Source organism: Mesorhizobium sp. M0626 (assembly GCF_040320665.1).
Taxonomy (GTDB): domain Bacteria; phylum Pseudomonadota; class Alphaproteobacteria; order Rhizobiales; family Rhizobiaceae; genus Mesorhizobium.
Window position 1 is genome coordinate 133,161 of record NZ_JAMYQD010000011.1, and the last position, 13,160, is coordinate 146,320.

Genomic DNA, 13,160 nt, shown 5'->3' on the forward strand with positions numbered 1-13,160 from the left:
AATCACGGCACTTTAAGCCGCGCCAAGGCCAAGTAAAGGATAGGGCGACCGCCGGTCAGCCCCGGCAGGCGCAATAATGCGCTTTTCCCTAGCAAATTCGCCCGAATTGCGACCGTCGGGCGCATTACGGACACAAGCCCGCATAGCCTGTCTGTCGACGACCCGCGCGGGCCACGAGGCCGTCGAAACAGCGCGGCAGCACTTGCGCGCAAAAATGCCGCACGGTTTCGCCCGCTCCTTTCTTGCGGAGGGAAATAGAGTATGGTTTGAACCACCCTTGGGACTGTCCGGGATTCCCATCCCGGCATTGTTCGATATTCTTGCGTCGCGATCGCATCGCGAGGAACCGGGAGATGAAGAGGGCGATGAGAAAATTCCCAGCAAGCGCCAAATTGATGGCAACGGCAGGCGCCGCCGCCGCATTTTTCGCCGGTGCCTCCGCCCATGCGGCCCAGCCGCAGCCGTGGGAGATGACTTTTCAGCCGCCGGCGACAGACATGATGCGGCAGATCGAGTGGTTCGGGAACTACACGATGTGGTTCGTCGTCCCGATCACTGCTTTGGTTCTGGCGCTTCTCGCCTGGTGCATCTTCAGGTTCCGCGCCAGCAAAAACCCGGTTCCATCCAAGACCAGCCACAACACGCTGATCGAGATCATCTGGACAGTCGGGCCGGTCGTCGTCCTGCTGTTCATCGCCATTCCCTCGTTCCAGTTGCTGACGGCGCAGTACACGCCGCCGGAAGAGGCCAAGCTGACCGTCAAGGTAACGGGCAATCAGTGGAACTGGGACTATGAGTACCAGACCGAGAACACGCTCTCCTTCAACTCGGCCATCCTGCAGGACGCCGACCGCGCCGCGATCGGCAAGGAAGACCGCAAGGTCTATCCGCGCCTGCTGGCGGTCGACAACGAGCTGGTCGTGCCGGTCAACACCATGACGCGCGTCCTGGTTACCGCAGCCGACGTGATCCATTCCTTTGCCGTTCCGGCCTTCGGCATCAAGATGGACGCGGTTCCCGGCCGCACCAACGAGACGTGGTTCAAGGCGGAAAAGGAAGGCATCTATTACGGCCAATGCTCGCAGCTCTGCGGCAAGGACCATGCCTTCATGCCGATCGCCGTCCGCGTCGTATCCGACGCGCAGTACAAGACCTGGCTGGCAGCAGCCAAGACCGACCTCCCCGGCGCCAACAAGGCGCTGATGGCCGAGGTCGACGGTACCAACAAGGTAGCGGCCGCCGGCAATTGATGCCGCGGGTTTAGCAAGAATTAGGGAACGGAGCCGACCATGGCAGAAGCTGCAGCTCACGACGACCACGATCACAAGCCCTATCATGGCTGGGTCCGGTGGGTGTACTCCACCAACCACAAGGACATCGGCACGCTCTACCTGATCTTCGCGATCTTCGCGGGCATCGTTGGCGGCGCGCTTTCGGTCGTCATCCGCATGGAGCTGCAGGAGCCGGGCATCCAGATCTTCACCGGTCTGGCGCAGATGGTCTATGGCATGAACGGCGATGCCGCCATCGACGGCGGCAAGAGCATGTACAACGCCTTCGGCACCGCGCACGCGCTGATCATGATCTTCTTCATGGTCATGCCGGCGCTGATCGGCGGCTTCGCCAACTGGATGGTGCCGATCATGATCGGCGCGCCTGACATGGCCTTCCCGCGCATGAACAACATCTCGTTCTGGCTGCTGCCGCCGGCCTTCCTGCTGCTCATCGCTTCGGCTTTCATGCCGAGCGCGCCCGGCGCCTATGGCGTTGGCGGCGGCTGGACGCTCTATCCGCCGCTGTCGACCTCCGGCCAGCCCGGGCCGGCCATGGATCTGGCGATCCTGTCGATCCACATTGCCGGCGCGTCCTCGATCCTCGGCGCCATCAACTTCATCACCACCATTTTCAACATGCGCGCGCCGGGCATGACGCTGCACAAAATGCCGCTATTTGCCTGGTCGGTTCTGATCACCGCCTTCCTGCTGCTCTTGTCGCTTCCGGTTCTGGCCGGTGGCATCACCATGCTGCTTACCGACCGCAATTTCGGCACCACCTTCTTCGCCCCGGATGGCGGCGGCGATCCGATCCTGTTCCAGCATCTGTTCTGGTTCTTTGGTCACCCCGAAGTGTACATCCTGATCCTGCCGGGCTTCGGCATCATCAGCCACATCGTCTCGACCTTCTCGAAGAAGCCGGTGTTCGGCTATCTCGGCATGGCCTACGCCATGGTCGCGATCGGCGCCGTCGGCTTCATCGTCTGGGCGCACCACATGTACACGACCGGCCTGTCGCTCGACACGCAGCGCTACTTCGTCTTCGCCACCATGGTCATCGCCGTACCGACAGGCGTGAAGATCTTCTCCTGGATCGCGACGATGTGGGGCGGCTCGATCTCGTTCAAGACGCCGATGCTGTGGGCGCTGGGCTTCATCTTCCTGTTCACGGTCGGCGGTGTCACCGGCGTCCAGCTCGCCAATGCGGGCCTCGACCGCTCGCTGCATGACACCTATTTCGTCATTGCCCACTTCCACTATGTGCTGTCGCTGGGCGCGGTCTTCGCCATCTTCGCCGGCTGGTACTACTGGTTCCCCAAGATGACCGGCTACATGTACTCGCCGGTGATCGCCAACACCCACTTCTGGGTCACCTTCGTCGGCGTCAATTTGATCTTCTTCCCGCAGCATTTCCTCGGCCTCGCCGGCATGCCGCGCCGCACCATCGATTATCCCGACGCGTTCGCCGGCTGGAACATGGTGTCGTCCTACGGCTCCTATATATCGGCCGTCGGCGTGGTGATCTTCCTTTATGGCGTGTTCGAAGCCTTCCAGAAGAAGCGCGTCGCCGGCGCCAATCCGTGGGGCGAGGGTGCAACGACGCTCGAATGGCAGCTGCCTTCGCCGCCGCCCTTCCACCAGTGGGAACAGCTGCCGAAGATCAAGTAAGGCAGCCCGAATACGAAACCGCCGGCCCGCCGGCGGTTTCGGCCAACGGAATGATTGGACTTATGTACGCATGGCCCTTGTCGACGATCCAATGATTGACGAAGCGGGTTTTCGCATGTCGGAAGCCACGTCGGGCGATTTCTTCGCCCTGCTGAAGCCGCGCGTCATGTCGCTGGTGGTGTTCACGGCCTTTGTCGGCATGGTCGCTGCGCCCGTGACCATCAACCCGCTGCTGGCGGTGATCGCCATCCTGGCCATTGCCATCGGCGCCGGCGCCTCTGGTGCGCTCAACATGTGGTACGACGCCGACATCGATGCTGTGATGAGCCGGACCGCCGGCCGCCCGGTACCCTCCGGCCGCATCCTGCCCGGCGAAGCCCTGAGCTTCGGCCTTGTGCTTTCGGTGCTGTCCGTGATGACGCTGGGCGTGCTGGTCAACTGGCTGTCGGCGGCGCTGCTTGCCTTCACCATCTTCTTCTACGCCGTCGTCTACACGATGTGGCTGAAGCGCTCGACGCCGCAGAACATCGTCATCGGCGGCGCCGCCGGCGCCATCCCGCCGGTCATCGGCTGGGCCGCGGTGACCGGAACGGTGAGCCTGGAAAGCCTCGTCCTGTTCCTGATCATCTTCCTGTGGACGCCGCCGCACTTCTGGGCGCTGGCGCTGTTCAAGTCCGACGACTACGCCAAGGCTGGCATCCCGATGATGCCGAACGTTGCCGGCCAGGCCTCGACCCGCCGCCAGATCTTTGCCTACGCCCTGATCCTGGCGCCGATCGGTGTGCTGCCCTGGGTGCTCGGTTTCACCACCGCCTTCTATGGCGTCGCGTCAGTCGCTCTCGGCGCCGGCTTCGTCTGGTATGCCTGGAAAGTGCTGTGCATGACCGATAGCGACCGGGTCATGAAGCCGGCCAAGGCTCTGTTCGCCTATTCGCTGCTCTACCTCTTCGCCATCTTCGCCATCTATCTTGCCGACTGTGTCGTCGGTCGCGCTTTGGCCATCGGTGGAGCATGACCATGATCGACAAGAAGCTTGAACTGGTCACGCTGACCGAAAGCCAGAAGAAGGCGCGGCGCAACCGTTCGGCGGCGATCGGCGTCGCGCTGGCGATTCTGGTCGTCATCTTCTACGTCGCGACCATCGTGAAATTCGGCCATACCGGATGAGGCCGATGATGACCCGCCAGACCGTGACCGATCCCAGGAAGAAGAACACCAACCGCGTCGTCGCCGCCGTCTGCGTCGCCTTTTTCGGCGGCATGATCGGCATGGCCTACGCCGCGGTGCCGCTCTACAAGATGTTCTGCCAAGCCACCGGCTATGGCGGCACGACGCAGCGCGTCGAAAAGCAATATGCCGGCCGCATCCTCGACCGTGACATCACCGTGCGCTTCGACGCCAACACCAACGGCATTCCGTGGCAGTTCCAGCCGGTCGCCCGTTCGGTCACCATCAAGATCGGCGAGACCACGCAGGCGCATTACAGCGCCACCAACAAGTTCGACCGCGCCGTTACCGGCCGCGCCACCTTCAACGTGCAGCCGGAACTGGCGGGCCCCTACTTCAACAAGGTCGAGTGTTTCTGCTTCACCGACACGACGCTAAAGCCCGGCGAGACGCTGGACATGCCGGTCGTGTTCTATGTGGATCCCGATATCGTCAACGTGCCGGAACTGAAGGACTTGAAGACGATCACCCTGTCCTACACGATGTTCCCGGTCCAAAAGAACAAGCCGGTGGCGTCATCGACGCCGGACAGCAGCAGCAAAGTTTCAGATACCGAAGCAAATCTCGGGGGTTGATATGGCAGACGCGCACGCAAAACCACAACACGACTACCATCTCGTCAACCCGAGCCCGTGGCCCTTCCTGGGGTCGATCGGCGCACTGGTGACTGCAGTCGGCGGCGTCGCCCTGATGCAGTATCTCAAGAACGGCGATTTTCCGATTTTCGGCCACAACATCGCCAATCCATGGCTGTTCTTCATCGGCCTCGTCATCGTCCTCTACACGATGTTTGCCTGGTGGTCGGACACCATCAAGGAAGCGCATGAGGGCCACCACACGCGCGTCGTGTCGCTGCATCTGCGCTACGGCATGATCATGTTCATCGCTTCGGAAGTGATGTTCTTCGTTGCCTGGTTCTGGGCCTATTTCGATGCCAGCCTGTTTCCGAGCGAAGTGCAGAATTACGCCCGCACCGCTTTCACTGGCGGCGTCTGGCCGCCGAAGGGTCTCGAAGTCCTCGATCCCTTCCATCTGCCGCTCTACAACACCATCATCCTGCTTCTGTCGGGCACCACGGTGACATGGGCGCACCATTCGCTCATCCATGGCGACCGCAAGGGCCTGATCAACGGCCTGGTGCTGACCGTCGGCCTCGGCATGCTGTTCACCATGGTGCAGGCCTACGAGTACATGCACGCTCCGTTCGGCTTCAAGGATTCCATCTACGGCGCCACCTTCTTCATGGCGACCGGCTTCCATGGCTTCCACGTCATCATCGGCACCATCTTCCTCCTGGTCTGCCTGATCCGCGCCTGGAAAGGCGACTTCACGCCCAAGCAGCATTTCGGCTTCGAGGCGGCTGCCTGGTACTGGCACTTCGTCGACGTGGTCTGGCTGTTCCTGTTCGCATCGATCTACGTCTGGGGATCGGTCGGGGCGGTGATCGAAGGCCACTGACGGCTTTCACCGAACCGACAAATCAGAAGGGCGGTCGCGGCAACGCGGTCGCCTTTCGTCTTTTCGGCGCCGATCAATGGCCAACGGATTCGGCTGGTCGGGCTGGCTGCTTCAATTGGTCGACTGGACCGATGGCTGCATTGGGGTTACCGACTGCGACATGGACCAAATCTGGACTATGGTGCCGGATGGAACGCTGATCGAAATCGAGCCGTAAAGCATGACTATCCATGAGTGAAGATAGGGCGATCTGGCCACCCATCGAGCCGATCTCGGCCGGCCTGCACGGACGCTGCCCGCGCTGCGGCGAAGGACGGCTGTTTTCCGGCTTCCTCACCGTCGGCAAGCGCTGCAACAATTGCGGCCTCGACTATTCCTACGCCGATGCCGGCGACGGCCCGGCGGTGTTCGTCATCCTGATCATCGGCTTCATCGTCGTCGGGCTGGCGCTGTGGGTGGAGGTGACGCTGAGCCCGCCGCTGTGGCTGCATTTCATCATCTGGATACCGCTGGCCGTGGCGCTGTGCCTGACGGCCTTGAGGCTGATCAAGGGTGTGCTGCTGACGCTTCAATACGCCAACAAGGCGGCCGAAGGCCGCCTGGACCAGGGGCAATGAACGAGGCGCTGACCAAGCCCGCCGACCGCTCGCGGCCGAAGACGGCATTGCTGCTCGGCCTCGGCCTGGTGGTGTTCGTCATCCTGCTCGGGCTTGGCACATGGCAGGTGCAGCGCCTGTACTGGAAGGAAGCCCTTCTGCAGACCATCGACCAGCGCACCCATTCAGCGCCGCGGCCGCTGGCAGACGTCGAGAAGGAATTCGCCGCCACCGGTGATGTCGACTACACGCCGGTCACTGTCAGCGGGACGTTCCTGCACTCCGGCGAGCGGCATTTCTACGCCACATGGGACGGCGACGCCGGCTTCAACGTCTATACCCCGCTGGCCCTCGACGATGGCCGCTATATCCTGATCAACCGCGGCTTCGTTCCCTATGATCTCAAGGATGCCGCCAAGCGCCCGCAAGGGCAGGTGACCGGCAAGGTCACGGTCACCGGCCTGGCGCGCAACCCGCTGCCGGGCAAGCCGTCGATGATGCTGCCCGACAATGACGTGGCCAAGAACATCTTCTACTGGAAGGATCGTGATGTCATGGCGGCGAGTGCCGGCCTGCCGGCCGGCGCCGTGCTGGTCCCGATCTTCATCGACGCCGACAAGACGCCGAACCCGGGCGGGCTGCCGGTCGGTGGCGTCACCATCATCGACCTGCCGAACTCTCATCTGCAATATGCCTTCACCTGGTATGGCCTGGCGGCGGCTCTTGCCGCGGTTCTGATCATCAGGCTGCGCCGTCCGGCAAAGACTGAATGATCCAGAGCATCATCCCGAAAAGTGGGAACCGGTTTTCGGACAAGATCATGCTCCAACAAAGAGTTAGATCAGGTTGACCATTCAACCTGATCTCAACTGCCCTTGACAGGGCAGGGGTGCACACCTCATTTCGCGTCACGATACGATCAACCGATCTGGAATCATGCTGCAGACCGCCACAAAACCACCGCTGACGATCCGGCTCTGCCAGCCGCGCGGCTTTTGCGCCGGTGTCGACCGCGCGATCCAGATCGTCGTGCTGGCGTTGAAGAAATACGGCGCGCCGGTCTATGTCCGCCACGAGATAGTGCACAACCGCTATGTCGTCGAGGGCCTGCAAAGCCTTGGCGCGGTTTTCATCGAGGAACTCTCGGAAATCCCGGCCGAGCACCGCAAGTCGCCGGTTGTCTTCTCGGCCCACGGCGTGCCGAAATCGGTGCCGGCCGACGCCAAGGCACGCGAGCTCTTCTATCTCGACGCCACCTGCCCGCTGGTGTCCAAGGTGCACAAGCAGGCGATGCGCCATCAGCGGCTCGGCCGCCATGTGCTTTTGATCGGCCATGCCGGCCATCCCGAAGTGATCGGCACCATGGGCCAGCTGACGGAAGGCGCCGTCACGCTGATCGAGACCGAAGCCGACGCTGCGACCTTTGCCCCCGCCGACCCGGAAGCCCTCGGCTTCGTCAGCCAGACAACGTTGTCGGTCGAAGACACTGCCGGTATATTGCGGGTGCTGCAGGAGCGCTTCCCGCAACTGCATGCACCGGCCGCCGAATCGATCTGCTACGCCACCACCAACCGCCAGGAAGCGGTCAAGGAAACCGCCGCCGGCGCCGATCTCTATCTGATCGTCGGTGCGCCCAATTCCTCTAATTCGCGCCGTCTTGTCGAAGTGGCGGAGCGCGCCGGCGCCACCATGTCGCTTCTCGTACAGCGCGCCGCCGAAATTCCGTGGAATGACATCACAAATATCTCGACGCTCGGCCTGTCTGCCGGCGCGTCGGCGCCGGAGATCATCGTCGACGAGATCATCGACGCCTTCCGCCAGCGCTTCGAGGTGACCATCGACCTGGCGATCACGGCCACCGAAACGGAGGATTTTCCAGTCATGCGGGTTCTGCGCGATGTCGAACTGACGCGGGCCGACATGGCCTTCGTCAACGGAGCCGCGTGAAGAGCCCATGGCGGTCTACACCGACGTCAATGAGGGCGAACTCGGCGCGTTCCTGAGGGCATATCCAGTCGGCGAACTCTTGTCCTACAAGGGGATCGCCGAAGGCACCGAGAATTCGAACTTTTTGCTGCACACCTCAAGCGGATCCTACATAGTGACGCTTTACGAGAAGCGCGTCGACAAGGCCGACCTGCCGTTCTTCCTCGGCCTGATGGGCCATCTCGCCCGCAAAGGCATTTCCTGTCCGCTGCCGGTGACCGCGCATGACGGCACCGTCATCGGCACGCTGGCCGGCCGTCCCGCGGTCATCATTACCTTCCTCGAAGGCCTGTCGCTGCGGCGGCCGACAGCGGCGCATTGCGCGGAGGTCGGCAAGTCCCTCGCCGCACTGCATTTGGCCGCGCAGGATTTTGCGATGACGCGTAACAACGCACTGGCCATCGAGGGCTGGCGCAAACTCTGGAATGCCTCGCGCGACCGAGCCGACGAGGTCGAGCCGGGACTGGCGGCCGAGGTCGACGCGGATTTCGCCGACTTCGGACGCCATTGGCCGCAAGGCCTGCCGGCAGGCATCATCCATGCCGATCTGTTTCCCGACAATGTCTTCTTCCTCGGCGAGAAACTGTCCGGCCTCATCGACTTCTATTTCGCCTGCAACGACCTCTACGCCTATGACGTCGCCACCTGCCTCAATGCCTGGTGTTTCGAGAAGGATTTCTCCTTCAACCTGACCAAAGGCACGGCGCTGCTGGCCGGCTATCAGAGCGTGCGGCCTTTGAGCGAGGGCGAGAAAGCAGCGCTGCCGATGCTTTCGCGCGGTTCGGCGCTGCGCTTCATGCTGACCCGGCTCTATGACTGGCTGACCGTTCCCGAGGGCGGGCTGGTCATGAAGCGCGATCCGACCGAATATATCCGCCGCATGCGCTTCCACCGCGCGATCAGGTCGCCTTCGGAATACGGACTGACATGACCAAGCAGGTTGAAATCTTCACCGACGGCGCCTGCTCGGGCAATCCCGGTCCCGGCGGCTGGGGCGCCATCCTGCGCTTCAACGGCAAGACCAAGGAATTGTCGGGCGGCGAGGCCGAGACGACCAATAACCGTATGGAGCTGCTGGCCGCCATCTCGGCGCTGAATGCGCTGAAGGAGTCGTGCGCCGTCGAGCTTCACACCGACAGCAAATATGTCATGGACGGTATCTCCAAATGGATCCACGGCTGGAAGAAAAACGGCTGGAAGACCGCCGACAAGAAGCCGGTCAAGAACGGTGAACTGTGGCAGGCGCTGGATGAGGCCAATCGGCGCCACAAGGTGACCTGGAACTGGGTCAAGGGCCATGCCGGCCACACCGAGAACGAACGCGCCGACGAACTCGCAAGGGAAGGTATGGCGCCGTTCAAGAGGGGCTCAGCCAAACCTGCGGCGCCGAAAGTGGCGCTGAAGCCGGCGGCATCCGAGAAACAGCCGGCGCCACGGGCACGGCGCTCGACCCAAAGCTATTGAGCTCAAGCTATCGGCAAGGGGATCTCACTCATGCCGATCGTATACTACATCACCCATCCCCAGGTTCAGATCGATGCCAACGTTGCGCAAGGCGATCGAAACCGCCGAGATCCTTGGCAAACACCTCGGCCTCGCGGTCGAGGTGAAGGAGCGCATGCATGAGAACGATCGGTCGGCAACCGGCTTCCTGCCGCCGCCGGAGTTCGAGGCGGTCGCCGACCAGTTCTTCGCCAACCCGCACAAAAGCATCCGCGGCTGGGAGCGGGCCATCAATGCCCAGCAACGCATTGTCAGCGAGGTCGAAACGGTGCTGGGTGCTGCCGATGGCGGCGACATTGCCTTCGTCGGCCATGGCGGCGTCGGAACGCTCTTGCTGCTCTCGCTCAGCGGCCGCGCAATCAGCCGCGCGGCGGATCAGCCGGCCGGCGGCGGCAACTACTTCGCCTATGATGTCGGCACGCGCCGCGTCGTCCACGGATGGCGGTCGATAGACAGTCTGGCGCCGCGCTAAAGCGGATGTCAGGATATCATCGATACCGTAGCCGCGATGAAGCCGCGCGCGACCAACGGATAGAACCCGTCCTCAGCGGATCAGCAGGGCCGTGCCGTAGAGGCCGAGCGCGAACACCGTGTGCGAGATCACGTTGAAGGCGCGGATCTGTATCGCGTTGGGGCGCTTTGAGGCAGCCCAGCCGGCGCCCATGCCGGGCGCCAGCAGGAACCAGCCGGCGCCGATGGTGACCATGCCGAGGATGAAGGCCGGCAGGAAGGTCGGCGCGTCCAGCCATGCCGTGCCCGCCAGCGCCACCAGGATGAAGCCGTAGACGATGCCGGTGACATAGTGGAAAGCCCAGCCCAGCGCCTGCTCATGCGCATAGGGCGCGGCTTGTGCGATGTCGTCGTGGAAAACCTTGCCTTCCCTGAGGTGCCAGACCCAGCGGCCGGGCGGCCCCCAGTTCGGCCGCGGCTGACTGAGCCCCAGATGCAGGAACATCGCCCAGAGATCCATCAGCACCGTGGCGCCGATGCCAATCGCAATGCTGCGCCAGATGATGTCAAACATCGTCGATGTCCCCCAAAGCAGGCAATCCGGCTGGAAGCGCGTGGTCGTCAGGCCATCGCGTTCATGAGCCGAGGCGGCCGCCGCGGTTTAGAGCTGGCTCAGAATGTGAGCGGCACCCGACGTGTCGACTCCTGGCTTGGTCTCGACATTGAGCGCCGTGACCTTGCCGTTGTCGACGATCATCGAGAAGCGCTTCGAGCGCAATCCCATGCCGCCGCTGGAATAGTCGGAGTCGAGGCCGATCGACCTGGCGAAGTCGCCATTGCCGTCGGCGAGATAGAGGATCTTGCCTTGACCGCCGGTGAAATTGGCCCAGGCGCCCATGACATGGACATCGTTGACGGAGACGACGGCGATGGTGTCGACGCCGCGGGCCAGGATGGCATCGTGGTTCTCGAGATAGCCCGGCAGATGATTGTTGCTGCAGGTCGGCGTGAAGGCGCCTGGAACGCCGAACAGCACGACCTTCTTGCCCGCGAAAATCTCGGCCGAGGTGATCACCTTGGCGCCGTCGGCGGTCATTTCCTTGAAGGTCGCATCGGGCAGTTTGTCGCCAACGGCAATCGTCATGATGGTCCTCGTGTGAAAAGCAGGGAAGGTTTCTTGCGATAGCGAAATCGGGCATCTCCCGCAACCGCCGACAAGGCCTGGATCAAGGGAAAGCCCTGATCGGGTTCGGTATCAGGGGAACGGCAGAACGCCCTCGACCGCGCCTTCGGCACTTGTCAGGGTGTAATACAACCCGCCATCGGTCGGTGTCGTCGACGGCCGGTCGAGGATCGGAATGGTAAACACCAGCCGGCCGTCCTTTTCGTTGCGTGCAGGCGCCCCGAACATATAGTCGCGTCCCCCGGCGACGAATAAATCCGCCGCCTCCGGATCTCCGGGAAAAGTCGCCTCGACCATCAGCGTCTCATGGTCGCCCGGCAGCACCTTGATCCCGAAATCGGGCTTGGCAGGCGCGGGCAAAGTGGCGAGTGCAGCCTTCACCAGCGCCGCATCCTCGGCATTGTCGGGATCGGCGCCGGGATCGACGCTCAGCCGCGTCTGCACCGGAATACAGATCGTCTCGCAGATGCCAAGAAAGATGTCGGCATCGATGACGGCCGCATCCCCAGGCGACGACAAAGTGAATGTCACCGGCAGCGAGACCGGATGGTTGTAGCCGGCCCATTTGCCGTAGCCGTCGTCATGGCGCTGCGGCGGCGGGAAGGAAAACGCCGCATCGGTGATGTTGGTGCTGGCCGAAACGTCGATCTGCGGCGGCACGCCGGCGTCGCCCGGATCGCGCCAATAAGTTTTCCAGCCGGGCTTGAGCGCGATGTCGAGCACGCCCTGTATGCGGCCGGCCTCGTCGGCCTTGCCTGTTGTCACCAGCCGCACCTTGCCGCCTTCGCTGTTGTACCAGTCGGAAGACGAGGCGGCGGCGGGAAGGGCTACTCCGCATCCGATGGCGGCGCCGAGCAGCAGGATTTTCAAGCTTTGCATGGCGTTGATTTGATCGTCAGTTCATGGCCGCGCAATGTTTTCATGGCGCTCTGCGTATCATATTTGCGTGACCTTCGGGCAAGGAACAGTTGGCTTCAAGCAATCGGCCGAGTGAAGTTCGCAGTCAAGATTCCGTTGTTCCAACCGTTGGGCTTTGGCCGGATCGCACGCGGCGCATCTTTTCGGCGTCCCGGAAACGCGTTACGCTCCAGTCCATGGACTTGTTGCGCCACAAAAAGACGGCCGGTGGACGCGGCTTTCTTGACGACCAGTTCCTGATTGCCATGCCCGGCATGAAGGACGATCGCTTCACGCGCTCGGTCATCTACATCTGCGCGCACAGCGATGAAGGCGCCATGGGCCTGATCATCAACCAGACGCAACAGATGCTGTTTCCCGATCTTCTGGTGCAGCTCGGCATCATGAACGAGCAGGAGGCGATCAGGCTGCCGGCGCAGGCTCGCGACTTCGTCGTGCGCAATGGCGGCCCCGTCGACCGTAGCCGCGGCTTCGTCCTGCACTCGGGCGACTACCGGGTGGAATCCTCGCTCACCGTCTCCGACGATATCTGCCTGACCGCGACGGTCGACATATTGCGCGCCATCTCGTCCGGCCGCGGCCCGCGGCGCGCATTGATGGCGCTCGGCTATTCCGGCTGGGGCGCCGGCCAGCTGGAAACCGAGATCGCCGAGAATGGCTGGCTGACCTGTCCGGCCACGCCGGAGCTGCTGTTCGACGCCGACATCGAGCGGAAGTACGACCGCATCCTGGCATCGATCGGGATTGATCTGGCGCATCTGAGCCTGGCCGCGGGGCACGCCTGAGGCCTCGCATTCGCCGACGTTCCGCCGAACCTTCGCGACTAGCCGAAGCCGCCCGCCACTTTCGTCATCCTAGGGTCTGCGCCGCGTCGCTGCGCTCCTTGCTTCGCCCTAG

At 62.7% G+C, this 13,160-nt stretch carries 16 protein-coding genes and 1 pseudogene; 14 read left to right on the forward strand and 3 right to left on the reverse strand.

The genetic code is table 11. The features are described from left to right. Positions 1 to 353: 353 nt before the first annotated feature. The 13 genes and pseudogenes from coxB to NKI37_RS15915 all read left to right on the forward strand — a co-directional run bounded on the left by coxB (position 354) and on the right by NKI37_RS15915 (position 10,184). Positions 354 to 1,250, forward strand: coding sequence for a cytochrome c oxidase subunit II (gene coxB, locus NKI37_RS15855; protein WP_050485823.1), 897 nt, complete (start codon positions 354 to 356; stop codon positions 1,248 to 1,250). A gap of 39 nt (positions 1,251 to 1,289) precedes the next feature. Next, on the forward strand, positions 1,290 to 2,942 hold the full coding sequence (gene ctaD, locus NKI37_RS15860) for a cytochrome c oxidase subunit I (RefSeq protein WP_023668420.1): 1,653 nt from the start codon (positions 1,290 to 1,292) through the stop codon (positions 2,940 to 2,942). 70 nt (positions 2,943 to 3,012) lie between these two features. Then, positions 3,013 to 3,957: a heme o synthase gene (locus tag NKI37_RS15865; protein ID WP_023668419.1), complete on the forward strand. Its 945-nt coding sequence runs from the start codon at positions 3,013 to 3,015 to the stop codon at positions 3,955 to 3,957. After that, positions 3,954 to 4,109, forward strand: coding sequence for a cytochrome c oxidase system small membrane protein (locus NKI37_RS15870; RefSeq protein WP_023668418.1), 156 nt, complete (start codon positions 3,954 to 3,956; stop codon positions 4,107 to 4,109). The genes NKI37_RS15865 and NKI37_RS15870 overlap by 4 nt, the downstream gene beginning before the upstream one ends. An 8-nt stretch (positions 4,110 to 4,117) precedes the next feature. Further along, positions 4,118 to 4,744, forward strand: coding sequence for a cytochrome c oxidase assembly protein (locus NKI37_RS15875; RefSeq protein ID WP_352789236.1), 627 nt, complete (start codon positions 4,118 to 4,120; stop codon positions 4,742 to 4,744). 1 nt (position 4,745) lies between these two features. Continuing rightward, complete coding sequence (locus tag NKI37_RS15880) at positions 4,746 to 5,627, forward strand: cytochrome c oxidase subunit 3 (protein ID WP_023668416.1); 882 nt, start codon at positions 4,746 to 4,748, stop codon at positions 5,625 to 5,627. A gap of 76 nt (positions 5,628 to 5,703) precedes the next feature. Then, positions 5,704 to 5,844: a L,D-transpeptidase family protein gene (locus NKI37_RS15885; RefSeq protein ID WP_023732093.1), complete on the forward strand. Its 141-nt coding sequence runs from the start codon at positions 5,704 to 5,706 to the stop codon at positions 5,842 to 5,844. A 13-nt stretch (positions 5,845 to 5,857) separates the two neighbouring features. After that, positions 5,858 to 6,244 carry a DUF983 domain-containing protein gene (locus tag NKI37_RS15890; RefSeq protein WP_023668414.1) on the forward strand — a complete coding sequence of 129 codons (387 nt, stop codon included), beginning with the start codon at positions 5,858 to 5,860 and terminating at the stop codon, positions 6,242 to 6,244. Beyond that, positions 6,241 to 6,996 carry an SURF1 family protein gene (locus NKI37_RS15895; RefSeq protein ID WP_352789234.1) on the forward strand — a complete coding sequence of 252 codons (756 nt, stop codon included), beginning with the start codon at positions 6,241 to 6,243 and terminating at the stop codon, positions 6,994 to 6,996. The genes NKI37_RS15890 and NKI37_RS15895 overlap by 4 nt, the downstream gene beginning before the upstream one ends. Positions 6,997 to 7,159: 163 nt before the next feature. Beyond that, a complete protein-coding gene (gene ispH, locus NKI37_RS15900) occupies positions 7,160 to 8,170 on the forward strand; it encodes a 4-hydroxy-3-methylbut-2-enyl diphosphate reductase (RefSeq protein ID WP_023830040.1) in 1,011 nt (336 codons plus the stop codon). A 7-nt stretch (positions 8,171 to 8,177) separates the two neighbouring features. Next, positions 8,178 to 9,140, forward strand: a complete 963-nt coding sequence (locus NKI37_RS15905) for a homoserine kinase (protein WP_352789231.1) — start codon at positions 8,178 to 8,180, stop codon at positions 9,138 to 9,140. After that, positions 9,137 to 9,673, forward strand: a complete 537-nt coding sequence (rnhA, locus tag NKI37_RS15910) for a ribonuclease HI (protein ID WP_023702009.1) — start codon at positions 9,137 to 9,139, stop codon at positions 9,671 to 9,673. The genes NKI37_RS15905 and rnhA overlap by 4 nt, the downstream gene beginning before the upstream one ends. 30 nt (positions 9,674 to 9,703) lie before the next feature. Next, positions 9,704 to 10,184 (forward strand): annotated as a pseudogene (locus NKI37_RS15915) (histidine phosphatase family protein). A 72-nt stretch (positions 10,185 to 10,256) separates the two neighbouring features. Here NKI37_RS15915 and NKI37_RS15920 read toward each other — a convergent pair. The 3 genes from NKI37_RS15920 to NKI37_RS15930 all read right to left on the reverse strand — a co-directional run bounded on the left by NKI37_RS15920 (position 10,257) and on the right by NKI37_RS15930 (position 12,224). After that, entirely contained in the window at positions 10,257 to 10,736 is a 480-nt protein-coding gene (locus tag NKI37_RS15920) for a DUF2938 domain-containing protein (protein WP_352789228.1), read from the reverse strand. An 87-nt stretch (positions 10,737 to 10,823) separates the two neighbouring features. Then, a complete protein-coding gene (locus NKI37_RS15925) occupies positions 10,824 to 11,306 on the reverse strand; it encodes a peroxiredoxin (RefSeq protein WP_023698522.1) in 483 nt (160 codons plus the stop codon). Between the two features lie 111 nt (positions 11,307 to 11,417). Continuing rightward, a complete protein-coding gene (locus tag NKI37_RS15930) occupies positions 11,418 to 12,224 on the reverse strand; it encodes a protein-disulfide reductase DsbD domain-containing protein (RefSeq protein WP_352789225.1) in 807 nt (268 codons plus the stop codon). Between the two features lie 215 nt (positions 12,225 to 12,439). Here NKI37_RS15930 and NKI37_RS15935 point away from each other — a divergent pair, with 215 nt between their 5' ends. Continuing rightward, on the forward strand, positions 12,440 to 13,048 hold the full coding sequence (locus tag NKI37_RS15935) for a YqgE/AlgH family protein (RefSeq protein WP_023668405.1): 609 nt from the start codon (positions 12,440 to 12,442) through the stop codon (positions 13,046 to 13,048). The last annotated feature ends 112 nt before the right edge of the window (positions 13,049 to 13,160 follow it).